This is a genomic window from Allobosea sp. WAO, assembly GCF_001509835.1.
Lineage (GTDB): Bacteria > Pseudomonadota > Alphaproteobacteria > Rhizobiales > Beijerinckiaceae > Allobosea.
Map to the genome: position 1 here is coordinate 449709 of NZ_JXTJ01000007.1, position 26297 is coordinate 476005.

Below are 26297 nucleotides of genomic sequence, written 5' to 3' on the forward strand. Positions count from 1 at the left end.
CGCCCGGTTCTCGCCGGCATGGCTCAGTCTTCGTCTTCCCGGGCGCGCGAGGTCTCCACGAGGATTTCGCGTTTACCTGCGTGGTTTGCGGGGCCGACGATGCCCTCGTTCTCCATGCGCTCCATGATCGAGGCGGCGCGGTTGTAGCCGATCTGCAGGCGGCGCTGGATGTAGGAGGTCGAGGCCTTCTTGTCGCGCAGCACGACGGCGACGGCCTGGTCGTAAGGGTCGTCGCTCTCGGCCTGGCCCATGCCGGTCTTATCGAAGACGGCGCCGTCCTCGTCAGTGCCGGCGCCCTCCTCCTCCTCGGCGAGGACGGCGTCGAGATAGTCCGGGCGCCCTTGCGTCTTGAGGTGGGCCACGACCTTCTCGACCTCGGCATCGCTGACGAAGGGGCCGTGCACGCGGGTGATCCGCCCGCCGCCGGCCATGTAGAGCATGTCGCCCTGGCCGAGCAGCTGCTCGGCGCCCATTTCGCCGAGAATGGTGCGGCTATCGATCTTCGAGGTGACCTGGAAGGAGATCCGGGTCGGGAAGTTCGCCTTGATCGTGCCGGTGATGACGTCGACCGAGGGCCGCTGCGTCGCGAGGACCACATGGATGCCGGCGGCACGCGCCATCTGGGCGAGGCGCTGGATCGTGCCCTCGATCTCCTTGCCGGCGACCATCATCAGGTCGGCCATCTCGTCGACGATGACGACGATGTAGGGCAAGGGCTCGAGCGCCATCGCCTCTTCCTCGTAGATCGCCTCGCCGGTATGGCGATCGAAGCCGGTCTGCACCGTGCGGGTGATCACCTCTCCTGCCGTGGCTGCCTCCGCCACGCGCACATTGAAGCCGTCGATGTTGCGCACACCGAGCTTCGACATCTTCTTGTAGCGCTCCTCCATCTCGCGCACCGCCCATTTCAGGGCGACGACCGCCTTCTTCGGGTCGGTGACGACCGGGGTCAGCAGATGCGGGATGCCGTCGTAGACCGAGAGCTCGAGCATCTTCGGATCGACCATGATCAGCCGGCACTCCTCCGGCTTCAGCCGGTAGAGGATCGAGAGGATCATGGTGTTGATCGCGACCGACTTGCCCGAGCCGGTGGTGCCCGCCACTAGAAGGTGGGGCATGCGCGCCAGATCGGCGATCACCGGCTCGCCGCCGATGGTCTTGCCGAGGCAGAGCGCGAGCTTGTGCTTGGTCGATTCGAAGTCCTGGCTCGCCAGCAATTCGCGCAGGAAGACGGTCTCGCGCTTGGTGTTGGGCAGTTCGATGCCGATCGCGTTCTTGCCCTGCACCACCGCGACGCGCGCCGAGATCGCGCTCATCGAGCGGGCGATGTCGTCCGCCAGCGAAATCACCCGCGACGACTTCGTCCCCGGAGCAGGCTCCAACTCATAAAGCGTCACAACAGGGCCGGGGCGAACCTGCGAGATCTCGCCGCGCACACCGAAATCCTCGAGCACGCCTTCGAGCAAGGTGGCGTTCTGCTCCAGCGCGTCTGTTGAGACGGTGTTCGCCGGAATCTTCTTCGGCTCGGCCAGATAGGTCAGCGGCGGCAGTTCGAAGCTGTCGCGGTCGAGCAGCGAGGGCTGCGCTTCGCGTGACAGGCGCTTGCCGGGCTTGGGCGCGGTGAGTGGCGGGGCGACGCGCGGCGCGTTGAGGTCGCGCAGGTCCTGCGCCTCGGCATAATCGTCGTCGACATCGGCAGGGGCGGCGACGCGTGAGCGGCCGGCGCCGGCGAAGGAATCGCGCGCTGCCACCGGCGGAGCATAGGGGGCTGCGCCCTCGGCGAATTGCGGTTCGCGGCGCACGCGCCCGGCCGGGCTGGGGGCCGGCGCGGGGGCCGAGGCGGCGGGCGTCGCGGAGGCCCGCGCCAGCGAGGGCGGCTGCGGCAGGCGACGCAGGATCGCGCCACGCAGCGCCATCGCGCCATGGGCGAGCCAGCCGACCAGGATCACGCCGAAGCCCGGCTCGTCGTCACGGCGATCGTCGGTCTCGGACCAGGCGGCATCATCCTCGTCGGTCTCGGGGTCCTCATCGACGACGAAGCCGAAGCCGGCCGCGGCGGTGACCGCGAGGATGGCGATGCCGGCATAGACGAAGGCGACGAGCCCGCCGAGCGCCGTGCCGGAAATGCCGACGAGATTACGGGTGCCGTGCAGCAGGGCATCGCCGATGACGCCGCCCATGCCGGTCGGAAGCGGCCAGCGCGGCGTTGCCGGCAGGGCGCTGGCGACCGCGGCGGTGGCGACGACGCCGGCGACCCAGAGGGCGAGCTTGAGGGCGCTGCGGTCGAAGAGGTGGACGCGGATCAGGCGCAGGGACCAGAGAAGCGGCGGCAGCAGCATGGCGATGACGCCGAGGCCGATGAGCTGCATGGCGAGGTCGGCGACCATGGCGCCCGGCCGGCCGAGCAGGTTCTGGACCGCGCCGCGGGTGGCGTTGTTGAGGCTGGGATCGTCGACCGACCAGGTCGCCAAGGAGATCGCGACTGCGGCGGTCAGGGCGAGCAGCGCGAGGCCTACGATCTCGGCCGCCCGGCGCGAGAGGAAGTCGCGCACGGGATCGGGCAAGCGGTCGATCAGCGAGGAGGAGCGTCGGATCGTGCGCATGCGGGCGGGCCGTGATTCCGGATGTCTGGAAAGGCGATGGCCGCCGGGCCCCGCCCTCGAAACAGCAGGTTAGGAAGGTGAGGTTAAGACCCGCTTAACCTTGCGCGTCGGAGCGGGGCGGGAACCGGTCATCGGCGCCGCAACCAGCAAAAAGCCCCGGCGGTGACCCGCCGGGGCGCTGTTTCATGTGGAACGCGGCAGGGCCGGGTCACATGTTGTAGGCGCGCTCGCCATGCTCGGCGATGTCGAGACCCTCGCGCTCCTGCTCGGAGGTGACGCGCAGGCCGATGACCGCGTCGACGATCTTGAACAGGATGAAGGAGCCGATGCCGCACCAGACGACGGCGACGAGGACGGCGACGGTCTGCTTCCAGACCTGCGCGCCCATCGCGTAGTCGGCGACGCCGACGCCGCCAAGCGCCGGCGAGACGAAGATGCCGGTGCCGATCGAGCCGATGATGCCGGCGACGCCATGGATGCCGAACACGTCGAGCGAGTCGTCATAGCCGAGCGCGTTCTTGATCGTGGTGCAGAAGAAGAAGCAGACCACGCCGCAGATCGCGCCGAGCACGATGGCGCCCATCGGGCCGACCAGGCCGGCCGCCGGAGTGACGGCGACGAGGCCGGCGATGATGCCCGAGAGCATGCCGAGCAGCGAGGGCTTGCCCTTGATCATCCACTCGATGAAGAGCCAGCCGAGGGCGGCGCCGGCGGTGGCGGTCAGGGTGTTGATCATCGCGAGCGCAGCGCCGGCCGTCGCCTCGAGGTTCGAGCCGGCATTGAAGCCGAACCAGCCGACCCAGAGCAGCGAGGTGCCGATGAAGGTCATGGTGAGGGAGTGCGGCGACATCAGCTCCTTGCCGTAGCCGATGCGCTTGCCGAGGACGAGCGCGCCGACGAGAGCGGCGATGCCGGCATTGATGTGGACGACCGTACCACCGGCGAAATCGAGCGCGCCGAGCGAGAACAGATAGCCTTCGCTGAACCAGACCATGTGGGCCATGGGGAAGTAGACGAAGCCGCTCCAGAGCACGACGAAGAGCAGCAGCGCCGAGAACTTCATGCGCTCGACCAGGCCGCCGACGATCAGGGCCGGGGTGATGATGGCGAAGGTCATCTGGAAGCAGATGAAGACGTATTCAGGGATGACCACGCCCTTGGTGAAGGTGTCCGTCGTCGTCTCAGTGCTGACCCCGGCGAGGAAAGCCTTCGAGAAACCGCCGATGAAGCTGGTCAGCGAACCGCCGCCGGTGAAGGCGAGGCTGTAGCCATAGACCACCCAGATGATGATCATGATGGCGGCGGTGGCGGTGATGTGGCTCATCACCGAAAGCATGTTCTTGCTGCGCGCGAGGCCGCCATAGAACAGCGCCAGGCCCGGCAGCGTCATCATCAGCACGAGCAGCGAGGATACCAGCATCCATGCGGTGTCGCCCTTATTGGCGACCGCGGCGGCGGCCGGAGCCGCGGGTGGGGTCTGCGCCAGCGCCGCGACGGTGCCCGCCGCCAGCGCCATCCCGACCATCCCGGCCCGGGTGAGGGACTTGAAATTCATCATCAAACTCCTGGACGAAAGCTCGGGAATCAAAGGGCGTCGCCGTCGGTCTCGCCGGTCCGGATGCGCACGGCCTTCTCGATCGGCGAAACGAAGATCTTCCCGTCGCCGATCTGGCCGGTGCGGGCGGCAGCGGTGATCGCCTCGATCACCTGCGGAACGAGCTCGTCGGTGACCGCGACCTCGATCTTGATCTTCGGCAGGAAGCTCACGGCATATTCGGCGCCGCGATAAATCTCGGTATGGCCCTTCTGGCGGCCATAGCCCTTCACCTCGGTCACGGTCAGGCCGTGCACGCCGATGGCGGTGAGCCCGTCGCGCACCTCCTCCAGCTTGAACGGCTTGATGACGGCCATCACGATCTTCATGGCTGGGTTACCCCCGGTTGCGCTGCCGGGAGCGAGAATCCGGCGAGCTCGTTAGCGCCGCGCGGGGCAACAGAGCTCCGCGCCGTCGCTCTCGCCAATCAAGCCGCGTGCCAACTGCCGGATTGCCCTGAAGAGAGGCAATGCCGTGATTCCGCCACGATCCGCGGGGGTGGAACGTGCCGATATGCCTAAAGAACAGGCATGTGCGAGAAAACAAGGCGGGAGGTCGCCGTGATGGCCGGGTTGGCGCCTGGACGACGCCAATTCACGCCGGGCAGGAAGCCTGCCACTAGCGGGCAGCTAGTCGCGGTCGGGCCGGGGCCGGATCAGGCCTTCCTGCGCCACCGAGGCGACGAGCCGGCGCTGCCGATCGAAGATCAGCCCACGCGAAAAGCCCCGGGCGCCGGAGGTCGAGGGGCTGTCCTGCGCATAGAGCAACCAGTCATCGGCGCGGAACGGGCGATGGAACCAGAGCGCATGGTCGAGGCTGGCGCCCTGGATGCGGTTGTCGAAGACGGTGGTGCCGTGGGCGATCAGGCTGGAATCGAGCAGCATCAGATCGGAGGCATAGGCGAGCACGCTCTGATGAATCGCCGGCTCGTCCGGCAGCGGCTTCACGGCCCGGATCCAGACGTTGAAGCGAGGCTCCCGCTTCGAGTCGTCGCCATAGCGATCGAACTCGACCGGCCGGATCTCGATCGGCCGCTCGCGCTGATAATAGGCGCGGACGGCAGGCGGCATGTGGGGCAGGATGTCCCGCGCCATGCCGTCCCGATCCGGCAGATCCTCCGGCATCGGCACATCCGGCATCGGCATCTGGTGCTCGTAGCCTTCTTCCTCGACCTGGAAGGAGGCCGACATGGCGAAGATCGCCGCGCCGTTCTGCAAGGCCAGCACCCGGCGCGTGGTGAAGGAGCGGCCGTCGCGCAGGCGGTCGACCTCGTAGACGATCGGTGTCTCTGGATCGCCCGGCAGCAGGAAATAGGCGTGCAGCGAGTGCGGCTGGCGGTCCTCGACGGTCTTGCAGGCGGCGTAGAGCGCCTGGCCGATGACCTGGCCGCCGAAGACCCGCTGCCAGCCGACGCGGGGGCTGCGACCCTGGAACCGGTTGTTTCCGAGATCCTTGAGGTCGAGGATCGAGGTCAGGCTGTCGGGGACGCTGTTCATCGGCGGCGGTTCTTGATCGGGCTGGCTTGCGGCAGGCTTTGCCGGGAAGAGACTTGGCAGGACGAGGCTTGCAGCCCGGCCGGGCGGCGGGCAAGACACAACCGGCAAGACGATAGCAGCATCAGCAACGAGCCGCCGGCCAGCGTCAAGCGCCGCGGCTCCGGCAGGCGGAGAGCGGGATGGACCGGAACCCGGAAGGCGCGCAGGCGCGCATCGTGATCGCCGGCGGCGGCATCGCCGGGATGACGTTGGCGCTGGCGGTGAAGCAGGCGCTCGGCGCGGGGTTCGACGTCATGCTGGTCGATCCCGCCGTCGCGGCAAGACCGCGCATCGACAACCGGGCCTATGCTGTCGCCGCCGCGGCGCGCAACATGCTCGACGCGCTCGGCGCCTGGAAAGAGGTCGAGGCCTCCGCCGCGCCGATGATGGAAATGCAGATCACCGACAGCCGCACTTCCGATGTGGTGCGGCCGGTCTTCCTGACCTTCGAGGGCGAGGCCGAGCCCGGCCAGCCCTTCGCGCATATGGTCGAGAATGGTGCGCTGGTCGCGACGCTCCTGCAGGCGGCGAAGGCCGCCGGCGTCACGCTGCGCGCCGAAGGGGTGCGCTCGGGCGACTGCGTCGATGGCGGGCCGATGCAGATCGCCCTCACCGGGGGCGAGACGGTGCAGGCCGCGCTCCTTGTCGCGGCCGACGGGGCGCGCTCGAAGCTGCGCGAGAAGGCCGGGATCGGCTGGGTCGGCTGGTCCTATCCGCAATCGGGCATCGTCGCGACGATCGGCCATGAACGGCCGCATGGTGGCCTCGCGGTCGAGCATTTCCTGCCATCCGGCCCCTTCGCCATGCTGCCGCTGCCGGATGGCGGCCGGCTCGGCCACCGCTCCTCGATCGTCTGGACCGAGCGGAGCGAGAATGTCGAGGCCCTGCTCTCGCTCGACGAGGCCGATTTGCTCGCCGAGATCGAGCGTCGCTTCGGCCTGCAGCTCGGCGAGATCGCGCTGGAAAGCCGAGTCAGCGCGCATCCCCTGTCATTCGGCATGGCGCGCAGCTTCGTCGGCGAGCGGCTGGCACTGCTTGGCGACGCCGCGCATGTCATCCATCCGATCGCCGGGCAGGGGCTCAATCTCGGCCTGAAGGATGTCGCGGCGCTGGCCGAGACGATCGTCGATGCCGCCCGGCTCGGGCTCGATCCCGGTGCCGCGGACGTGCTCGAGGCCTATGAGAAGGCACGGCGCTTCGACACGGTGGCGATGGGGGTCGTCACCGACGGGCTGAACCGGCTGTTCTCGAACGATTCGACGCCGCTGCGCCTGATGCGCGATCTCGGGCTCGGCGTGGTCGAGCGCCTGCCAGGGCTGAAGCGGATGTTCATCCGCGAGGCGGCAGGGCTGTCCGCCGAGGCGCCGCGCCTGCTGCGCGGCGAGATGCTGTAGCTACTAAACCCTTCTCCCCCGAGGGGAGAAGGAACGGCACTACCCCTCGAGTTGGCGCGCCTCTTCCGGGAGCATGATCGGGATGCCGTTCCGGATCGGATAGGCGAGCTTGGCGGCGCGGCTGATCAGCTCCTGCCGCGCGGCGTCGTATTCCAGCGTCGCCTTGCTGATCGGGCAGACCAGGATCTCCAGCAGTTTCGGGTCAATGCGGGGCGCCATCGTGGTAACCCCGGACTTGGTTTCGGTGCTCATCGCAAAATCTCCGTCAGGCCGGCCGGCGCGGCAGATCGGCCAGCATGCCGGCAGCGACCATCAGCTTTGGCAAAGACAGGCCCGACATGGCAATGGCCGAAACGGTGGCGCGCGTCCGCTCCGCCTCTGAGCCCCGCAGTTCGAGCCAGCCCTGCAGCGGCTCCGGGCCGTTGGCGCCGGCGGCGATCTCCTGCGTCAGCCCGGCATGGGCATCGGTCAGGGTCTCGACGGCGCGCTGGCGCGCCATGCGCTCGTAATCGTCGGTGGCAGGCACGCTCGCAGCTGCGGCGGCGAGCGCGGAGAGTCCGAAGACCGAATCGGCAGCGAAATGAATGCGCGCGACCTCGATGATGTCGCCACCGCTGCGGCCGGCGATGTCGACGATGTCGGTCGCCTGCGCCAGCCAGGGCAGGCTGGCGACGCTGGTGGCGAGCGCCTCGGGCACCTGCTCGGCGATCAAGGTCGCGATGCCGGCGGTGCGGGCCTGCGCAGCCGCTTCCGGCAGCACGGTCGGCAGGGCGGCTGCGAGCGCGGCGACACCCTTTGCGTAATGCGCGACGGTCTGCTCGATGGCGCCCGGCCTGGCGACGCCGCGGCGCAGGAACCAGCGCATCCGGTCGACGACCAGCTCCTGGATCGCGCCGTAGAGCCCGAGCTGGGTCCTGCCGGGAATCTTCGCGTCGAGCGCGTCGATGCCGGCATTGAGACCGATCAGGTCGAAGGCGTCGCGCGCGATGGCGTAGGCGGCTGCGATCTCCGGCGCCTCGGCGCGGGTCTGGTCGGCCAGCATGGTGACGATGGCGGGGCCGCCGCGATTGACGATGGCATTGGCGAGCTGGGTCGCGACGATCTCGCGGCGCAGCTTATGGCCGGCGATTTCGGTCCCGTAATGATCGCGCAGCGGCTGCGGGAAGTAGCGGACGAGCTCGCTGGCGAGATAGGGATCGTCCGGCACCGCCGATTCGAGCAGGGAATCGTGCAGGGCGAGCTTGGCATAGGCGAGCAGCACGGCGAGCTCGGGCCGGGTCAGGCCCTCGCCGCGCTTCTCGCGCTCGATCAGGGCTGCGTCCGGCGGCAGGTACTCGACCGTGCGGTCGAGCCGGCCCTCGCGCTCGAGCTGGACCATCAGCCGGCGCAGATGCGGTGTCGCGGCGATGCCCTGGCTCTGCGTCAGCGACAGCGCCAGCGACTGCAGGTAGTTGTTGCGCAGCACGAGCAGGCCGACCTCGTCGGTCATCTCGGCGAGCAGCGTGTTGCGGTCCGCGTCGGAAAGGCGGCCGCTGCTTACCGCCCCGGCGAGCGCGATCTTGATGTTGACCTCGACGTCGGAGGTGTTGACGCCGGCGGAGTTATCGATCGCGTCGGTGTTGAGCCGGACGCCCTGGCGCGCCGCCTCGATGCGGCCGCGCTGGGTCATGCCGAGATTGGCGCCCTCGCCCACCACCCTGGCGCGGAGTTCGGCGCCGGTGATGCGGATCGCGTCATTGGCGCGGTCGCCGACCTGGGCGTCGGTCTCCTCGCCGGCGCGGATATAGGTGCCGATGCCGCCGAACCAGAGCAGGTCGATCGGCGCCTTCAGGATCGCCGTCATCAGCTCGGCCGGGGTCGCCTGGGTCTTGTCGAAGCCGAGCACGGCGCGGATCTCGGGCGAGAGCGCGATGCTCTTGGCCTGGCGCGAGAACACGCCGCCGCCCTTGGAGATCAGGGCCTTGTCGTAGTCCTGCCAGGAGGAGCGCGGCAGGGCGAACAGGCGCTGGCGCTCGGCCAGGCTGGTCGCGGGATCCGGATCGGGATCGAGGAAGATGTCGCGATGGTCGAAGGCGGCGACGAGCCTGGTCGCCGGCGAGAGCAGCATGCCGTTGCCGAAGACGTCGCCCGACATGTCGCCGACGCCGGCCACCGTGAACGGCGTCGTCTGGATGTCGATGTCGATCTCGCGGAAATGGCGCTTCACCGCCTCCCAGGCGCCGCGCGCCGTGATGCCCATGCCCTTGTGGTCGTAGCCTTGCGAGCCGCCCGAGGCGAAGGCATCGCCGAGCCAATGATGCTTCTCGGCCGAAAGCGCGTTGGCGGTGTCCGAGAAGGTCGCGGTGCCCTTGTCGGCGGCGACGACGAGATAGGGATCGTCGCCATCGTGCCGGACGGTGTCGGCCGGCGGCACCACGGTCTCGCCATCGAGGTTGTCGGTGAGCTCGAGCAAGGTGCGCACGAAGATGCGGTAGCTCTCGGTGCCTTCGGCCAGCCAGGCCTGGCGGTCGGAGGCCGGCGGCAGCAGTTTTGGCACGAAGCCGCCCTTGGCGCCGACCGGCACGATGACGGCGTTCTTGACCTGCTGCGCCTTGACCAGGCCGAGCACCTCGGTGCGGAAATCCTGCGGCCGGTCCGACCAGCGCAGGCCGCCGCGCGCGACCTTGCCGAAGCGCATATGCACGCCCTCGACGCGCGGCGAGTACACGAAGATCTCGTAGAGCGGGCGCGGCAGCGGCATGCCGTCGACCTGCCCCGAGGCGAACTTGAACGAGATCGTGCCGCGCGGATGGCCGTCGGCGCCGAGCTGGAAGAAGTTGGTGCGCAGGATCGCGTCGATCAGGTTGACGAGGCGGCGCAGGATGCGGTCCTCATCGAGGCTGGTGACGTCGGAGAGGGCCGCCTCGATGCGCTCGCGCTCGGCGGCCATGCCACTCTGGCGAGCCGCCTCGCCGAGCCGTGGATCGAACTTGGCGGTAAAGAGCTTGACCAGCATCGCCGCAATGCCGGCATGGCGGGCGAGCGCATCGGCGATGTAGTCCTGGGCATAGGGCGCGCCGATCTGGCGCAGATAGCGCCCGAGCGCGCGCAGCAGTGCTGCCTCGCGCCAGGCGAGGCCGGCGGCCAGGACGAGCTGGTCGAAGCGGTCGGACTCGGTGAAGCCGCGGAACTGCGCCATCAGGGCCGCCTCGATCGTCGGATCGAGGCGCTCGATGTCGATGGCGCTGCCATCGGCGCGCTCCAGCGTCATGTCGTGCAGCCAGACGCGGGCCTCGGCGCCGTTTTCCCCTGCTTGCGGCTTGATGTTGAAGGTGCGCTCGTTGACGACGCGGAAGCCCATATTCTCCAGCATCGGCACGCGCTCGGAGAGGGTGATCGCGGCGTCGCGGGAGAAGAGCTTTAGATTGGCGCGGGTCGCGCCGTCGCCCTCGCGGCGGTAGAGATTGACCGCCCGCGGCCGTGCGGCCGAGAGCTTCTGCAGCATGTCGATGTCGATCAGCGCGTCGGCGGCATCGTAGCGCTCGCGATAGGCGGCGCCGAATGCCTCGACATAGCGTTCGACAAGAGCGCGGGCTTTCGGACCGGCCTTCTGGGCGTCGAGCGCGTCGCGCAGCCCGTCGGCCCAGGTGCGGACGATCGCGCTGATCCCGGCTTCGAGTGTGGCGCGGTCGATCTTCGGGGTTTTCCCCTCGTCGCGGCCGATGATGTAGTGGGTGCGGGCGAGCGGCCCGTCGGGATAGGCCGGATAGGCCGCCGAGACGCGACCCTGATAGATCCGGGCGAGGAATTCGCCGACGCGCCGGCGGACCGTAGTGTCGTAGCGGTCCTTCGGGATGAAGACGAGGATCGAGACGAAACGGTCGAACTCGTCGGCGCGGGCGAGCGCGCGGATGCGCGGACGCTCGGTGAGCTGCAGGATGTCGAGGGCGAAGCGCTCCAGCGTCTCGACGTCGATCTGGAAGAGCTCGTCGCGCGGATAGGCGTCGAGGACGTTGAGCAAAGCGCGCCCGGAATAGCTCGCCGCGTCGAAGCCGATGCGCTTGGCGACGCGCGCCACCTTCAGGCGCAGATAGGGGATGGCGCGGGCGCTGCCGGTATAGGCGTTCGATGTGAGCAGGCCGACGATGCGCAATTCGCCATCGAGCCGGCCATCGGCGGTGAACAGCTTGACCCCGACATAGTCGAGATGGACGCGGCGATGCACCCGGCTCTTGACGTTGGCCTTGGTTATGATCAGCGCATGCGGCTTGGCGAGGAAGGCGCGGATCTCCGGCGTCATCACCACGAGCTCGCGGTTCTTGCGGAGCACGCGGACATCGGAGTCGCGGAGGATGCCGAGGCCGGAGGAATCGATCGGGTCGGCGGCGGTGTCGCCGCCGGCGAAGCGGTAGTCCCGCACGCCGAGCAGGGTGAAGTTGTCGCTGGCGATCCATTCGAGGAACTGCAGCGCTTCGGCGACCTCGTCCTCCGGCAGGGGCGGCGGGTTCGAGCGGTAGGACTGGATCACCTCGGTGATCCGGCCGCGCATCGCGGCCCAGTCGTCGACGGCGAGCCCGACATCGACATAGACGCGGGCGAGGCCGGCGCTCAGCCTGTCGCGCGCTTCGCGGCTGTCGATCCGGTCGAGATGAAGGTGGATCAGGCTCTCGCGGCGGGTGCCCTCCTGGGCCCGGGCCGCGGCCTCGCCGGCGAGCGCCTCGAAACGGCCATCGGCGCTGCGCGCGACGGCGAGGATCGGATGGGCGACGAGGCGCGGCTCATAGCCCTGCTCGGCGAGCTCCGCCAGGGTCGAATCGAGCAGGAAAGGCTTGTTGTCGTTGACGATCTCCAGGATCGTGATCTGACGCTCGCGCCCGGCCTCGTCGACGGTCTCGTCGCGGAAGCGCAGATTGGGCTCGCCCGGCTTGCGCTGGTCGGCGAGATGCTCATAGGCGGCTGCGGCGGCGCGGGCGAGCATCTCCGGCGAAAGTGCCGTCAGGTCCTCGGCGACGGTGCGGCCATAGAGCAGCCTCGGGAAGTCCTCCGGCATCGCCGCGCCCAGCGCACGGGCGGAGGATTCGATGGCTGCGACTGCTGCAGCCGTGGCGTTCGCTTCGCGCTTGGCCATAATCGTCTTCCCCCTGCTATTTTGCGGCAGCGATGACATAGCTCCCTTGCCGCTGCAACTTTCGTCGCATGGCAGGAGCCAGATTGCACCAATGTGGCGCAGAAGCGGCAAGTTGTGCCCGATCCGCGCGGAAATCAGCGCAAGGAGTGCAGAGATGACGAAGAAGCATGACAAACCGATGGTGGGCGAGGCGCCGGCGAAGCAGGACGCGCCGCCGGCCGTGATGGCGCTGGCGCTGCCGCAGGCCGAGCTGTCCTCGGAGATGCAGGCCTATTTCGCCAAATGCGAGGAGAAGCTCGGCTACGTGCCGAACGTCCTGCTCGCCTATGCCCATGACGATGCCAAGCTTTCGGCCTTCGCGGCGCTCTACAACGATCTGATGCTGGCGCCGTCGGGCCTGTCGAAGCTGGAGCGCGAGATGATTGCGGTCGCGGTTTCGAGCGTGAACCGCTGCTATTACTGCCTGACCGCCCATGGCCAGGCGGTGCGCCAGCTCTCGGGCGATCCGGTGCTCGGCGAGATGATCGTGATGAACTACCGCGCCGCCAAGCTGTCGCGCCGGCACCGCGCCATGCTGGATTTCGCGGTCAAGCTGACCGAGACGCCGCATCTGATCGAGGAGGAGGACCGGCAGACCCTGCGTGCTGCGGGCTTCGGCGAGCGCGATCTCTGGGACATCGGCGCGGTCGCGGCCTTCTTCAACATGTCGAACAGGATGGCCTCCGCGGTCGATATGCGCCCCAATGCCGAATATCACGGGTCGGTGCGGTAGCAGGATGGTCTCTCGCAGCGCAGGCAGTAGACAAGAAAAACGGCCGGCGTGACCGCCAGCCGTGAGTTGGCCTCGACTCGTTGGCCCGGCCCGCCACAGCGCCGGAGGGGCTGGGGGGCTGACGTGTCCGGGGCCAGGTAGGCCGGGCCGCCGAGGCAACGAGGGGAGTTGAGACGCGCAAGAGGGCAGCCGCTTGGCGCAAGCGCGGCAAAATCATGGCGATGACGATGAAGTTGATCACGGTCTTGAGCGGGCTCGCGATCATGCTTGTCAGCGCCCGGCTGGCGGGTCATCATCCCCGCAGATCGGAAGCGATGGCCCAACCATCGCCAGGCAGGAGTCGCGATGAGCGAGAGTGAAACTCCGCCAGCGCATCGAGCGGGCGCTGTGGTCGCCTTCCCGGGGGCGGCCGCCCCGCCCTCCGTCACCTTCGACCGGCGCGAGCTCAACGAGCTGCTCAATCTCTATGGCCGCATGGTCGCGGCCGGCGAATGGCGCGACTACGCCATTGATTTCCTGCGCGACAAGGCCCAGTTCTCGGTGTTCCGGCGCTCGAGCGAAGTGCCGCTGTACCGCATCGTCAAGGATCCGTCGCTGGCGCGGCGGCAGGGCGCCTATTCGGTGGTCAGCGCGACCGGGCTGGTGCTGAAGCGTGGCGCCGAGCTCGGCCGGGTCTTGCGGGTGCTGGACAAGCGCCTGAGCGTCGTGAGCTGAAACCTATTCCGGCGGTTCCCTCTCGGCCGCGCCCAGTTCCTTCTGCATCAACATCTGGTCGAGCCAGCGCCCGTGCTTGTAGCCGACGGTGCGGGCGATGCCGATCAGGCTGAAGCCAGCGCGTTCGTGCAGGCGCCGCGAACCGATCGAGGCACCGTTGCCGTCACCGATCACCGCGATCATCTGGCGAAAGCCGCGGGCCGTGCAGGCTTCGACGAGCGCGCCCAGCAGCGCACTGCCGATGCCGCCGCCCTGCGCCCCTGGAGCGACATAGATCGAGTTCTCGACCGTGGCGCGATAGGCCGGGCGCGGGCGATAGGCGCTGGCATAGGCATAGCCGAGGACGCGGCCACCGCGCTCGGCGACGAGGTAGGGATAGCCGCCTGCCACGATCGCCTCGAAGCGGCGGGTCAGCTCGGCGAGATCCGGCGGCTCGATCTCCCAGGAGGCGGTGCCGTGCAGCACCGCATGGGCGTAGATTTCGGCGATGGCGGGTAGATCGCCGGGGACGGCATCGCGGATGTAGAGATCGACCGGGGGCATGCCGGCAGGATCGGGCGCGTGACGGCAAAAGAAAAGCCCCGGCTTTGCAGCCGGGGCTCGATATCTGCGCCTGGGCGCTCGATGCTTACTCGCGGTTGCCGAACAGCGAGAGCAGCATCTGGAACATGTTGATGAAGTTCAGGTAGAGCGACAGAGCGCCGTTCACCGAGAGCTTCGCAGCCGATTCCGGGTCCAGGTTCGAGTAGAGATACATCTCCTTCAGGCGCTGGGTGTCCCAGGCGGTCAGGCCGGCAAAGACCAGCACGCCGATCACCGAGATGCCGAAGGACAGGGCGCTCGAAGCCAGGAACAGGTTCACGACCGAGGCGATCACCAGGCCGATCAGGCCCATGATCAGGAAGGAGCCCATGCCCGACAGCGACTTGCGGGTCGTGTAGCCGAACAGGCTGAGACCGGCGAAGGACGCCGCGGTGATGAAGAACACCTTGGCAATCGATTCACCCGTGAAGACCACGAAGATCGACGACATCGACACGCCCATCACCGCCGCGAAGGCGAAGAACATGGCGCGCGCGGTCGAGGAGCTCATGCTCTCGGCCTTGAACGAGAAGAACAGGATGAAGGCCAGCGGGGCCAGCATCACGACCCACTTCAGCGGGCTGAGATAGAGCGCCTGGCCGAGCGGCGTCAGCGCGTTGACCTTGCCCGTCGGCGAATAGCCGGCGATGGCGAGCATCGAGATGCCGATCGCGAACAGGCCGGTGATGGCCAGGCCAATCGTCATGTTGTTGTAGACGCCGAGCATGAACGAGCGCAGGCCCTGATCCATCTCGACGGCGCTGGTCTGCTGTGCGCGGCCCGCACCCCAGACCGGAGCATTGCGGTCGAAGTTGCTCATGCAGAAAGTTCCCCTGAAACCGTTGGCAAAGGCGGACATCGCCCTTGCGACAGCCACCATCGTCCACCTTCGTGGCGACAGTGCGGAATATGAGGGGGAATGCGCCGCCTTACAAGGGGCGGCCATGGTTAATCGGGCCGGTGCGATAGAACTGCGCCGGCGTTTCGATGCAACATTACCCTTTGTTCATGTTTACGCTGCGCCGCGGACGTAACGAACTCATAAATTGCGTAGATGAGAAGCGGGCGCTTTCGAAAGTATCTGCAACGTCCCGATCAATCCGAACATGACGGTGACGGCGACCGCGGCAGTCGCAGCAAGAATTGCGCCCGTGGGGTCTGGAACAAACTCGATCTTCATCACTTGCGTAACGACCCCCCAGCCGGCCGCCGCGCCGGCGACGAGCCCAAAAAGGGCGGAAACGACGCCGATGCCTGCGTATTCGAGGGCGTACGACGAAAGTATGAAGCGGCGGGTGGCGCCGAGGGTCTTCAGGATCATTGCGTCGTAGAGCCGCGCCCGCTGCCCGGCCGCCAGCGCCCCGGCCAGAACCAGCAGGCTCGCGACGATGGCGAGGCTCGAGGCGCCGCGAATCGCGCTGGCGAGCTGGGCGACGATGACATTCACCGCTTCCAGCGCGTCCTTGACCCGCACCGCCGTCACCGCCGGGAAGGAGATGGCGAGCTGGCGCATCAGGGCGGCGTCGCCCGTCGGAGAGGCGGCGTCGGTCACCGTCACGGTGGCGAGGTTGGTGTGGGGGGCGCCGGCGAAGGTGTTGGGCGAGAACACCATGACGAAATTGATGCCGAGCGAGCGCCACTCGATGTTGCGGAAGTTGCTGATCCGCGCGGTGATGTTGCGGCCGAGCACGTTGACGGTGAGCGTGTCGCCGAGCTTGAGGCCGAGGCCCTCGATGGCGCGGGCGTCGAAGGAGACCAAGGGCTCGCCCTTGTAGTCGGCCGGCCACCATTCCCCGGAGGCGAGGCGCGAGCCTTCCGGCATGGTCGCTGAATAGGTGATGCCGCGGTCGCCCTCGAGCACCCAGGCCATCTGCTCGCTCGCCTTGATCTGCTCGGCCGGCACGCCGTTCAGGCTGGTGATGCGGCCGCGCATCATCGGCACGCGCTCGACCGAGGCACCCGGGCGCTGCTTGGCAAGGAATTCGTCGAAGGCGCTGGCCTGGGCGTTGGGGATGTCGAGGAAGAAGAAGCTCGGTGCCGTCTTCGGCAGCGATTGGGTGAGCTGGCGCGTCAGGCTGACATCGATGAAGGCGAGCGCCGAGAGCAGCGCGACGCCGAGGCCGAGCGAGAGCACGAGCGAAGGCGTCAGTGCGCCCGGCCGGTAGATGTTGGCGAGCGCCATGCGCAGCGACGGCCGGCGCGGCCGCGGCGTGCGCCGCGCCAGCGCCATCAGCCCCCAGGCGATCAGGCGCAGCAGCAGGAAGACCCCGCCGGCGACGCCGATATAGATCAGCGCAATGCGCCGCTCATAGGCGAAGACGAGCGCGACACCGACGAGGCCGACGAGCGCGGCGCCGAAGATGGCGAGATAGATCCAGCGCGGACGGCGCCGGTCGGGCTCGATCTGGTCGCGGAACAGTGCCGAGACCGGCACGTCATGGGCGCGACCGAGCGGGATGATGGCGAAGACGAGTGCGGTGAGCAGGCCGTAGAGCGCGGCGATGGCGAGCTCGCCCGGCGCGAGCGTTGCCTCGAAGGGCAAGGGCAGGCGGTCGGCCAGCGCATAACCCAGGGCGAAGGGCGCGGCTGCGCCGAGTGCGAGCCCGATGGCGATGCCGAAGGCGGCGACCAGCATGACCTCGGCGAGGTGGATGGTCACGACCCGGCCGCCGGTGGCGCCGAGTGCCTTCAGCGTGGCGAAGTCGAGCTTCTTGGCCTCGACGAAGCGGCGCACCGCATTGGCGACGCCGACGCCGCCGACCAATAGCGCAGTCAGGCCGACCAGCGTCAGGAACTGGGTGAAGCGCTCGATATTGCGCTGGAAGTTCGGCGCGGCGTTGGAGCGGGAGCGGATCTCCCAGCCGGCCTGCGACTGCTCGCGTGCAGCGTCGGCGAGGAGCTGATCGAGCGCGGCGTCGGAAGCGGCGTTCTCGGGCAGCGTCACCCGGGCGGTCCAGCGGACCAGGCTGCCGGGCTGCAGCAGGCCGGAGGCGCGCAGCGCGTCCTGCGAGAGCAAAAGGCGCGGGCCGAAGCCGACGCCGGCGGCGATCTTGTCGGGCTCGGAAACCAGATTGGCGCGCAATTGCACGCGGGCCGAGCCGATCTGGACGATGTCGCCGGGCTTGAGATCGAGCCGGCCGAACAGGACGGGATCGGCAATACCGCCGAATACGCCGTCGCGGGCTGCGAGCAGGTCCATGGCTGAGCCGGCAGGCTCGCTGCGCAACTCGCCGATGGTGGGATAGCTGCCGTCGACCGCCTTGATTTCGACCAGGGCCGAGCCCTTCTCGCCGGCATTGGCCATGCCGCGCAGGGTGGCGATGGTCGAGACGGCGCCATGGCGCTCGAGGAAGGCGCGTTCCTCCGGCGTCGGCTCGCGGTGGATCAGGCTGAAGGCGGCGTCGCCGCCGAGAATCCGCCTGCCCTCGCGGCCGAGCCCTTCGCTGAGGCCACGTGAGGCCGAGGAGACGGCGGCGATCGCCATGACGCCGAGCGCGAGGCAGGCGATGAAGACGCCGAAGCCGCGCAGGCCGCCGCGCAGATCGCGCCAGGCGAGGCGCAGAGCGAGCTTCAGTCCGGTGCCGCGCGGCGCCGGGACGGGGTCGGCCGCGGCCGGTTTGACGGGAGCATGCATGGTCAGGCCACCGGAGCCGTCTGCGGGGCGTCGGCCGGGGTCTCGATCCGGCCGGCGCGGAGCCTGACGGTCCGGTCGCAGGCGGCGGCGAGCGAGAGATCGTGGGTGACCAGCACCAGCGTGCCGCCGCGCTCGCGCCGCAGCCCGAAGATCAGGTCGACGATCGAACGCCCGGTCGCCTCGTCGAGATTGCCGGTCGGCTCGTCGGCGACGAGGATCGCCGGATCGGTCGCGACGGAGCGGGCGATGGCGACGCGCTGCTGCTCGCCGCCCGAGAGCTGGGCCGGGTAATGGTCCATGCGTTCGCCGAGGCCGACATTGCGCAGCTCGGCGCCGGCGCGCTCGAAGGCGTCGGCGGCGCCGGCGAGTTCGAGCGGCAGGGCGACGTTCTCGCGCGCCGTCATCGTCGGCACGAGGTGGAAGGACTGGAAGACGATGCCGATGCGTCGGCCGCGGAACACGGCGAGCTCGTCCTCGCCGAGGGCGCCGAGATCCTGGCCGGCGACCTTGACGAGGCCGGAATCGGGCCGTTCCAGCCCGGCCATGGTCATCAGCAGGGTCGACTTGCCGGAGCCGGACGGGCCGGTAAGACCGGTCGCCTGGCCCTCCGCGATCGCCAGCGAGACGCCCTTCAGGATATGGACGCGGGCGGCGCCGCGCCCCAGACTGAGTTCGACGTCGCGCAATTCGATCGCCGAGGGGCCCTGCTCGCTCACCGCCATGTTTCCGCTCTCATCCCATCCGATGCCGCTCCCACGCGCCGCTTCCGGAGCCGAAGGAGAAAGACCCGCCATGACCGTTGCCTGCAAGGCCGGGGCCGCCAACCGATATGGGCGCTCCGGCGCCCGAATCCAGCCATTGCGCGGATTTTGGGCCGCGGCCCTGATGTTCGCCTTCGTTTTGGGTTTTCACGCCATGACCACGCCGCTCCAGTCCCAGACGCCGCCGCTGAAGCTCGTCGCGCTCGGCGACAGCCTGACGGCCGGCTACAATCTTCCCGGCAGCGCCGCCTTCCCCGCCGTGCTGGAGAAGCTGCTGCGCGAGAAGGGAATTTCCGTCGAGATCGCCAATGCCGGCGTCTCCGGCGACACCTCGCAGGGCGGGCTCGAGCGGCTCGACTGGTCGGTGCCCGACGGAACGGACGGGGTCATCCTCGAGCTCGGGGCGAACGATGCGCTGCGCGGCATCGATCCGGCGGTGGCGGAGAAGGCGCTTGACGCGATCGTGACCAGGCTCAAGGCACGCGGCATCCCGGTGCTGCTCGCCGGCATGTATGCGCCGCGCAATCTCGGCAGCGACTATGCGACGCGCTTCGACGGCCTCTATCCCCGCCTCGCCGAGAAGCATGGCCTCATCCTCTATCCATTCTTTCTGGACGGAATCGCCGGCGACCGGGTATTGAACCAGCCCGATCTGCTACACCCGACGGCGGAAGGCGTGCGCGTCATCGCGACGCGCATCCTGCCGACGGTGGAGCGGTTCCTCGCCACCTTGCGCCCGCGCTCCTGAGCGCAGGCGCCTTCCGCCTCATCCTACCCTGTCCGCGGCGCGCAAGGCGCGTCCGTCTCCGGAGCCTTGCGTCATGGAATACCGTCAACTCGGCCGCACCGATCTCAAGGTCTCGGCGATCTGCCTGGGCACCATGACCTGGGGCCAGCAGAACACCGAGGCCGAAGGCCATGAGCAGATGGACTATGCGCTCGACCAGGGCGTGAACTTCTTCGATACCGCCGAGCTGTACTCGATCCCGCCCAAGCCGGAGACGCAAGGCGCGACCGAGCGGATCATCGGCAGCTGGTTCAAGGCGCGCGGCAATCGCGACAAGGTGATCCTCGCCTCGAAGGTGATCGGCCGCTCGGCCAATGACTGGTTCCGCGACGACAAGGGGCCGACGCGGGTCAACCGCCGGCAGATCGAGGAAGCGGTCGACAAGAGCCTGAAGCGGCTGCAGACCGACTATATCGACCTTTACCAGATCCATTTCCCCGACCGGCCGATGGCCTGGGGCTCGAACCCGACCCGCTTCGGCAAGGCCGCCTTCGAACCGGCGGCGGACGAGACGCCGATCGCCGAGCAGCTCGACGCCTTCGCCGACCTCGTGAAGGCCGGCAAGATCCGCCATCTCGGCCTTTCCAACGAGAGCGGCTGGGGCACGATGCGTTTCGTCGCCGAGGCGGGGCAGAACGGGCGCCCGCGCGTCCAGTCGATCCAGAACGCCTACAACCTCCTTAACCGCACCTTCGAGACGGCGCTGGCCGAGATCGCGCTGCGCGAGCAGGTCGGCCTGCTGGCCTATTCGCCGCTGGCGCAGGGTTACCTCACCGGAAAGTACCTCGATGGTGCCCGCCCTGCCGGCGCGCGCTCCACCTTGTTCGCCCGCGGCCAGCGTTACGAGACTGTTGGCGCCGAGGAAGCGATCAGGGCCTATATCGGCTTGGCCCGCGAAGCCGGGCTCGATCCGGCGCAGATGGCGCTTGCCTTCGTCACCTCGCGCTGCTTCGTCACCTCCAACATCATCGGCGCGACCAGCATGGCGCAGTTGAAGACCGCGATCGGCTCGGCCGCGGTGACGCTTTCCGCCGAACTCGAAGCGAAAATCGACGCCGTCCACCAGCGCTTCGGCAATCCCTGCCCGTAAGCGGCGCGCCTTTCCCGGCCGAAACCACGCGGAGAGCCGGGAATTTCCGAATGAGAGATGCTCGGGCCTGGCCCGAGCATGACGAACACTTGTGAGCCGGCTTGCCGGTTGCGTCCGGCAATGCGAGGCTTCGTCTCGCCAGAGTCACAAACGCTTGGCACTGATAGGGCTATGCCGCGGCTTTTCACTGCCCTGGAGATTCCCGCCGAGGTCGCCTCGGCCCTGACGCTGCATCGCGGTGGGCTGATCGGTGCGCGCTGGATCGAGCCGGCCGACTACCACATCACCCTGCGCTTTCTCGGCGATATCGACCGGCGCATGGCCCATGACGTCGACAGCTTCCTGCACGACGTCCAAGCGCCGCCGCTGACGATCACGCTCGACCAGCTCGGCAGCTTCGGTGGCGACCGGCCGCGCGCCGTGTTCGCGCGGGTCCAGCCGACGCCGCAGCTCAGCGAATTGCAGGCCGATCTGGAACGGTTGATGCGCCGTCTCGGACTGCCGGCCGAAGGCCGCAAGTTCCTGCCGCACGTCACGCTGGCCCGCCTGCGCGACGTCTCGCCGCTCGATGTCGCGCATTATCTCGCGACCCATCCGATCGTGCGGCCGATCAGCTTCACGTCGCGTCGCGTCGCCCTGTTCTCCTCGCGTGAATCGATCGGCGGCGGTCCTTATGTGCTGGAGGCGGCCTACCCGCTTGGCCCGGCCTATCCGAACCGGCCGAGCCGCGCGGCTTCCGAGCGGAGGTGAGATGATGAACGATCGGCCCAAGCGTCTCAGCCCCGAGGCGCGGCAGGAAGCGCTGGCGGTCCTCGCCGGCTGGAAGCTGGCCGAGGGCCGGGAGGCGATCAGCCGGCGCTACGTCTTCCGCGACTTCAGCGAGGCCTTCGGCTGGATGAGCCGCGTCGCGCTGCTGGCCGAGAAGATGGACCACCATCCGGAATGGTCGAATGTCTACAAGACGGTCGAGGTGACGCTCGCGACCCATGACGCCGGCGGTCTGACCGAACTCGACATCAGGATGGCGCGCGCCATGGACGCGATGGCGGGCTGAGGGGAGCCGCCGGTCAATCAGATTGCCGGCCTGCTTTCAGCCAGCGGCGGACCCAGGCGGTAGGTAGACGCTTCGCCAGGGCTCTGAAGGCCGGGCGCAGGCGCGGCAACGCCAATTTGCAAACGAGACGACCGCGCCAGCTCAACGGCATGGCGAGATCGTAGACGGCGACCGTTCCATCGGCGTGCTCGAGCTTGTAGGGATCGGCCGGCGCGAGCAGGTCGAAGACGGTGCTGCCGCGTGCTTTGGCTCCGGCGAAGGCCTGATGGATCAGGACGCGGCCGATGCCCTCGCGCTCGAAATCGGGATCGCTGGCGATGACATGGCCGAAGCTGCGGCCCATGCAGTCGAAGGAGATATCTATCCCGATCGGGCGACCGGCACTGGTGATGGTCGAAAGCCGCAGGCCCGCCTCGTCCGCCGCGTCGCTGGCGAGGGCGGTGAAGAAATCCTGGAAGCGCGGATCGGCGACCGTCGGGGCGAGAATGCCGTGCCGGGCGAGGGCGCGGCGCTTCATCGCCACCGCTGTCATTGCCAGCGCGCCCGCCTCGGCGCCCGGCGTCAGGGCGCCGAAGCCGAGCTCGCCGCGCTCGGCGAGGCGGCGCAGGCGGCGGCGGTAGTTCGAGCGCTCGCGAGCCGGATAGGCCATGCTCGGACCTTCGGCCGATACGCGCTGCGCGAGGTCGGCGAAGGGCGCGTCCTGCCGCTGCACCAGCAGCGCCGTGTTGGATCGGGAAAGGGCCGCATCGGCCCGTAGTTGGCGGATCTCGAAGAGGTCGGCGCCGAGCCGGTCGAGCGCGTCCCAGCCGGCATCGAGCCAGCGCGGTCTATCCGGACCCGGCTCGACCAGGACATCGCCGAACTGGGCGACCGGTGCTCCCATGAGTTGTACGATGTCGAGGCCGAGACTGCGTCTGCGCACCAGCGGCCAGAGCATCACCAGCCTGCCTTCGCTTCGCCCGGCGAGGATGCAGATGCGGCTCCTCACATCGAGATAATGGTCGCACCAGTGCCGCAGGAAGGCATGGCGCAGGAAGAGCTGCTGCGGCATGCCGGCGCGGGCGAAAAGGTCGTCCCATTCCGGCTTCAGCGCCTCGAAGGCGGCGCGATCTGTCAGGACTTCGAGCGCGAGCGGCGCCATGACGGCATCGCCAGTGGGACGCCGGATTCCGGCCTCCGCCATCGCAGTGCTCGCCAGCACGGCTCAGGCCTGGCCGCGCAGATGCTGGATCAGGCGCCTGGCGCCGGCCAGCCTGAAATGGGCGAGATAGGGCAGGAGCAGCAAAGGGTGGCGTACGGCGAATGGCGCGTCGTACTCGACGAGATGGCGGATGGCGAGCACCGGCAAGGGCGAGCGCAACGGCCGGAAATCAGGGTTCCATAGGCCCGGCGCGTCCGATTCCGCATGCATCAGGCCGATCATCCGGCGCCGGCTGAGCGAATGGAACTTGTTCCGCTTCTGCACGTGCTGGAGCATGGCGAGTCCGGCTTCGCCGTCGCAATGCGGGAAGCCGACGATGATCGTCCGGAAATGCGCCATGCTGGGCTTGCAGGGGATTTCGTCGAGCGCTGCGAAGCTGCCGCGGATCAGCGCGAAGGCGCGCTCCTCCTCGTCCGGCCCGGCCTCGCAGATCGCGAGCCGCGCTGTGTCGATACGGGCCGCCTGGCGGGTGAAGGGGCAAACGGCGCCGGTGCGGCCGAGCTCGGGATGCTCGCGCATCAGGTAACTCTCGACCCAGTCGGCGAGCGTCGCCAGCGCGGCATTCGCCTCGGGCCGGGCCGCGATCTCGGCGCGCGCCTGCGCAAAGCTCAGAAGCGCGCTGCGCACCTCAGCCGTTCTCGCCACCTGCTCCAGCATGATCCTGCGCTCCGCGCCTCTGCAACCAGCGATAGCAGGCGCGGCTTAGGGAATGGTTGACCGGACCATAGGGCAAGGCCGGAGCGCCGTTAGGGTTTCGGAAAGGTTTCGCCGGGAGCCCAGCCGCAGGCGGCGAGCGCCGCATGCAGGTGCGGCGGCGGTGGCGCCACGACCCGGACCGGGTCGCGCTTCGGATAGAGCGGCAGGACCAGCTCGTGGGCATGTAGATGCAGGCCGGGTCCGCCGCTGCGCGGCGCGGTGCCGTAGATCTCGTCGCCGCGGATCGGCCAGCCGCTCGCGGCGCAATGGACGCGCAACTGGTGCGTCCGCCCGGTCAGCGGCTCGAGCGCCAGCCAGGCGAGCGGCGTCGCCTCGAGCCGGCCGCGGCCGAGCACGCGATAGCGGGTCTGCGAGGGCAGGCCGGCCGGATCGGTCTTCATCCACCAGCCGCGATCGGGCGAGAGCTTGGCGAGCGCGAAGTCGATCAGCCCCTCATCGGCGGCCGGCTCACCCTCCACCACCGCCCAATAGGTCTTGCCGACCCGGCCATCGCGGAACATCTGATTGAGCTGCGCCATGGCGCGCGGGTGGCGGCCGAGGACGAGGCAGCCGGACGTATCCTTGTCGAGGCGGTGGGCGGCTTCCGGGCGACGCGGCAGGCCGAAGCGCAGCGCGTCGAGATGGTCGGTCAGTACCGGTATGACACGGCCTTTCGCCTGCGGGCCGCGATGCACCGGCAGCCCGGCCGGCTTGTCGATGACGAGCATCATCGCATCGCGGTAGAGCAGGGGGAAGGGTGGCTCGGAGAGATGCTCCCCTGGCGCGGCTTCTGGCGAAAAGACTGGTCGGTCCGGCTGGCTCATGGCATTGCGCTAACGAAGGCCGCAGGGCCATGCAACCGGAAGTGTCGCGGCGAGCGGCGTCAGGGCAAGCGATGAGCGAGACCGAACCGAAAAAGCGCGGCTTCTTCTCGAAGCTGTTCGGGCTGGACGAGAAGCCCAGGCCGCAGGAGCCGGCTGCCCCGGTCGTCGAGACCGCTCCACTCCCGGAGCCGGTCGCCGAACCCGTGGCGGAACCGGAAAGCCCGGTTGAGATTGCGCCCGCGCTTCCGGCCGAGCCGGAGCCTCAGCCCGAGCCCGAGCCGTTGCTCGCTCCGGAGGTGCTGCTCGGCGAGGACGCACCGCTGCCGATCGTCGCAGCCGAGCCTTCCCAGCCGAAGCGTAGCTGGTGGCGGCGGCTTGCGGACGGATTGTCGCGGACCTCCTCGGCCCTGACCACCGGCATCGCCGACCTCTTCACCAAGCGCAAGCTCGACGCCGCGACCCTCGAGGATCTCGAAGACATCCTGATCCAGGCCGATCTCGGCCTCGCCACCGCCGCGCGCGTGGCCAAGGCGGTCGGCGAGGGGCGCTATGACAAGCAGATCGAGCCCGATGAGGTTAAGGCGATCCTGGCGCGCGAGGTCGAGGCGATCCTCACCCCGGTCGCCATGCCGCTGGTGATCGACGCCACGAAAAAGCCGTTCGTGATCCTGATGGTCGGCGTCAACGGCTCGGGCAAGACGACGACGATCGGCAAGCTCGCGGCCAAGTTCCGGGCCGAGGGCAAGTCGGTGATGCTGGCGGCGGGAGATACCTTCCGCGCCGCCGCGATCGAACAGCTCAAGGTCTGGGGCGCGCGGACGGGAACCGAGGTGGTCGCCGGCAATCAAGGCGCCGACGCCGCCGGGCTCGCCTTCGAGGCGCTGCAGAAGGCGAAGGCGGCGGGCACCGACGTGCTGCTGATCGACACCGCCGGCCGGCTGCAGAACAAGACCGGGCTTATGGCCGAGCTCGCCAAGGTGGTGCGGGTGATCCAGAAGCTCGATGCGCAGGCTCCGCATGCGGCATTGCTCGTGCTCGACGCGACGGTCGGACAGAATGCGGTCAGCCAGGTCGAGGCCTTCCGCGAGACGGCGGGCGTCACCGGGCTGGTGATGACCAAGCTCGACGGCACCGCCCGCGGCGGCATTCTCGTCGCGCTGGCGGCCCAGTTCGGGCTGCCGGTGCATTTCATCGGAGTCGGCGAGAGCGTCGACGATCTGGAGCCGTTCCAGGCCCGCGATTTCGCGCGCGCCGTGGCGGGATTGGGAGAGATGGCATGAGCGAAACGGCAGCGGGCGCGACGGAGGCGGGCAAGGCGAAGCCGATCAACCCGCTGCTCAAGCTCGCGCTCGAATTCGGCCCGCTCGCCGTGTTCTTCTTCGCCAATTCCTATGGCGACCGGCTGTTCGGCGTCGCCTCGGACCGGCGCATCTTCGTCGCGACCGGCATCTTCATCGCCGCCTCGCTTTTGGCGCTGGCGCTGTCGAAGATCCTGATGAACCATCTGCCGCGCATGGCGATCGTCAACGCCGTGGTGGTCACGGTCTTCGGCGGCCTGACCATCGCGCTCGACGATGCCTTCTTCATCAAGGTCAAGCCGACCATCGTCAACGCGCTGTTCGGCTGCGTGCTGCTCGGCGGGCTCTGGTTCGGCCGATCCCTGCTGGCGCTGGTGCTCGACAGCGTGCTGCAGCTCGACGCGGAAGGCTGGCGCAAGCTGACGCTGCGCTGGGGCCTGTTCTTCTTCGTGCTGGCGGCGCTGAACGAGCTCGTCTGGCGGACCCAGAGCCAGGATTTCTGGGTCGCCTTCAAGGTCTGGGGCGTGATGCCGCTGACCATGATCTTCGCACTGGCCCAGACACCGCTGATCCTGAAGCACGAGATCAAGCGCGAGGGCGCGGAAGGTTAGGCAGGGCGTCATTCTCGGGCGGCGCGAAGCGCAGACCCGA

The 26297-nt window shown here is 68.5% G+C and carries 22 protein-coding genes; 9 read left to right on the plus strand and 13 right to left on the minus strand.

All coding sequences use genetic code 11. From position 1 onward, the window contains the following. Positions 1 to 23: 23 nt before the first annotated feature. The 4 genes from DK26_RS14540 to DK26_RS14555 form a co-directional block, all read right to left on the minus strand. Complete coding sequence (locus DK26_RS14540) at positions 24 to 2603, minus strand: DNA translocase FtsK 4TM domain-containing protein (RefSeq protein ID WP_066473601.1); 2580 nt, start codon at positions 2601 to 2603, stop codon at positions 24 to 26. A gap of 208 nt (positions 2604 to 2811) precedes the next feature. Beyond that, positions 2812 to 4158, minus strand: a complete 1347-nt coding sequence (locus tag DK26_RS14545) for an ammonium transporter (protein ID WP_066473602.1) — start codon at positions 4156 to 4158, stop codon at positions 2812 to 2814. Between the two features lie 29 nt (positions 4159 to 4187). Beyond that, positions 4188 to 4526, minus strand: coding sequence for a P-II family nitrogen regulator (locus tag DK26_RS14550; RefSeq protein WP_066473604.1), 339 nt, complete (start codon positions 4524 to 4526; stop codon positions 4188 to 4190). Positions 4527 to 4826: 300 nt separating this feature from the next. Next, positions 4827 to 5693 carry an acyl-CoA thioesterase II gene (locus DK26_RS14555; protein ID WP_066473606.1) on the minus strand — a complete coding sequence of 289 codons (867 nt, stop codon included), beginning with the start codon at positions 5691 to 5693 and terminating at the stop codon, positions 4827 to 4829. 179 nt (positions 5694 to 5872) lie between these two features. Here DK26_RS14555 and DK26_RS14560 point away from each other — a divergent pair, with 179 nt between their 5' ends. Beyond that, positions 5873 to 7126: a ubiquinone biosynthesis hydroxylase gene (locus tag DK26_RS14560; protein ID WP_066473608.1), complete on the plus strand. Its 1254-nt coding sequence runs from the start codon at positions 5873 to 5875 to the stop codon at positions 7124 to 7126. A 39-nt stretch (positions 7127 to 7165) separates the two neighbouring features. On the opposite strand, the gene DK26_RS14565 is transcribed toward DK26_RS14560, so the two are convergent. Together DK26_RS14565 and DK26_RS14570 are read right to left on the minus strand one after the other, a co-directional pair. Beyond that, positions 7166 to 7378, minus strand: a complete 213-nt coding sequence (locus DK26_RS14565) for a Trm112 family protein (protein ID WP_066473611.1) — start codon at positions 7376 to 7378, stop codon at positions 7166 to 7168. Between the two features lie 13 nt (positions 7379 to 7391). Next, entirely contained in the window at positions 7392 to 12233 is a 4842-nt protein-coding gene (locus tag DK26_RS14570; RefSeq protein ID WP_066473612.1) for an NAD-glutamate dehydrogenase, read from the minus strand. 223 nt (positions 12234 to 12456) lie between these two features. Between DK26_RS14570 and DK26_RS14575 the strand changes: the two genes are divergently transcribed. Both DK26_RS14575 and DK26_RS14580 read left to right on the plus strand, forming a co-directional pair. After that, positions 12457 to 13005: a peroxidase-related enzyme gene (locus DK26_RS14575; protein WP_248309981.1), complete on the plus strand. Its 549-nt coding sequence runs from the start codon at positions 12457 to 12459 to the stop codon at positions 13003 to 13005. 345 nt (positions 13006 to 13350) lie between these two features. Then, positions 13351 to 13719: a DUF2794 domain-containing protein gene (locus tag DK26_RS14580; RefSeq protein WP_066473614.1), complete on the plus strand. Its 369-nt coding sequence runs from the start codon at positions 13351 to 13353 to the stop codon at positions 13717 to 13719. Positions 13720 to 13722: 3 nt separating this feature from the next. Here DK26_RS14580 and DK26_RS14585 read toward each other — a convergent pair whose 3' ends face one another. The 4 genes from DK26_RS14585 to DK26_RS14600 form a co-directional block, all read right to left on the minus strand. Beyond that, positions 13723 to 14262: a GNAT family N-acetyltransferase gene (locus tag DK26_RS14585; RefSeq protein ID WP_066473616.1), complete on the minus strand. Its 540-nt coding sequence runs from the start codon at positions 14260 to 14262 to the stop codon at positions 13723 to 13725. A gap of 85 nt (positions 14263 to 14347) precedes the next feature. Further along, positions 14348 to 15121 (minus strand): Bax inhibitor-1/YccA family protein, encoded by a 774-nt coding sequence (locus DK26_RS14590; RefSeq protein WP_066473618.1) that lies wholly within the window; start codon positions 15119 to 15121, stop codon positions 14348 to 14350. A gap of 219 nt (positions 15122 to 15340) precedes the next feature. Next, on the minus strand, positions 15341 to 17935 hold the full coding sequence (locus DK26_RS14595; RefSeq protein WP_066473620.1) for an FtsX-like permease family protein: 2595 nt from the start codon (positions 17933 to 17935) through the stop codon (positions 15341 to 15343). A 2-nt stretch (positions 17936 to 17937) separates the two neighbouring features. After that, complete coding sequence (locus DK26_RS14600; protein ID WP_066473623.1) at positions 17938 to 18657, minus strand: ABC transporter ATP-binding protein; 720 nt, start codon at positions 18655 to 18657, stop codon at positions 17938 to 17940. A 193-nt stretch (positions 18658 to 18850) separates the two neighbouring features. On the opposite strand from DK26_RS14600, the gene DK26_RS14605 reads away from it, so the two are divergent. The 4 genes from DK26_RS14605 (at position 18851) to DK26_RS14620 (ending at position 21627) form a co-directional block, all read left to right on the plus strand. Beyond that, positions 18851 to 19444: an arylesterase gene (locus tag DK26_RS14605; RefSeq protein ID WP_083533248.1), complete on the plus strand. Its 594-nt coding sequence runs from the start codon at positions 18851 to 18853 to the stop codon at positions 19442 to 19444. A gap of 73 nt (positions 19445 to 19517) precedes the next feature. Beyond that, complete coding sequence (locus tag DK26_RS14610; protein WP_066473626.1) at positions 19518 to 20573, plus strand: aldo/keto reductase; 1056 nt, start codon at positions 19518 to 19520, stop codon at positions 20571 to 20573. A gap of 171 nt (positions 20574 to 20744) precedes the next feature. After that, positions 20745 to 21323, plus strand: a complete 579-nt coding sequence (gene thpR / locus DK26_RS14615; protein ID WP_066473628.1) for an RNA 2',3'-cyclic phosphodiesterase — start codon at positions 20745 to 20747, stop codon at positions 21321 to 21323. A 4-nt stretch (positions 21324 to 21327) separates the two neighbouring features. Next, positions 21328 to 21627 carry a 4a-hydroxytetrahydrobiopterin dehydratase gene (locus tag DK26_RS14620; RefSeq protein ID WP_066473874.1) on the plus strand — a complete coding sequence of 100 codons (300 nt, stop codon included), beginning with the start codon at positions 21328 to 21330 and terminating at the stop codon, positions 21625 to 21627. Between the two features lie 13 nt (positions 21628 to 21640). Here the strand turns inward: DK26_RS14620 and DK26_RS14625 are convergent, their stop codons facing one another. From DK26_RS14625 to DK26_RS14635, 3 genes are all read right to left on the minus strand, one after another. Then, positions 21641 to 22810 (minus strand): GNAT family N-acetyltransferase, encoded by a 1170-nt coding sequence (locus tag DK26_RS14625; protein ID WP_066473630.1) that lies wholly within the window; start codon positions 22808 to 22810, stop codon positions 21641 to 21643. Between the two features lie 21 nt (positions 22811 to 22831). After that, complete coding sequence (locus tag DK26_RS14630; protein ID WP_066473632.1) at positions 22832 to 23485, minus strand: DUF6875 domain-containing protein; 654 nt, start codon at positions 23483 to 23485, stop codon at positions 22832 to 22834. An 89-nt stretch (positions 23486 to 23574) separates the two neighbouring features. Continuing rightward, positions 23575 to 24255 (minus strand): RNA pseudouridine synthase, encoded by a 681-nt coding sequence (locus tag DK26_RS14635; protein ID WP_066473634.1) that lies wholly within the window; start codon positions 24253 to 24255, stop codon positions 23575 to 23577. 164 nt (positions 24256 to 24419) lie between these two features. Here DK26_RS14635 and ftsY point away from each other — a divergent pair, with 164 nt between their 5' ends. Together ftsY and DK26_RS14645 are read left to right on the plus strand one after the other, a co-directional pair. Then, positions 24420 to 25628: a signal recognition particle-docking protein FtsY gene (gene ftsY / locus DK26_RS14640; protein WP_066473636.1), complete on the plus strand. Its 1209-nt coding sequence runs from the start codon at positions 24420 to 24422 to the stop codon at positions 25626 to 25628. Further along, positions 25625 to 26257, plus strand: coding sequence for a septation protein A (locus DK26_RS14645; protein WP_066473639.1), 633 nt, complete (start codon positions 25625 to 25627; stop codon positions 26255 to 26257). The genes ftsY and DK26_RS14645 overlap by 4 nt, the downstream gene beginning before the upstream one ends. Positions 26258 to 26297: the final 40 nt, after the last annotated feature.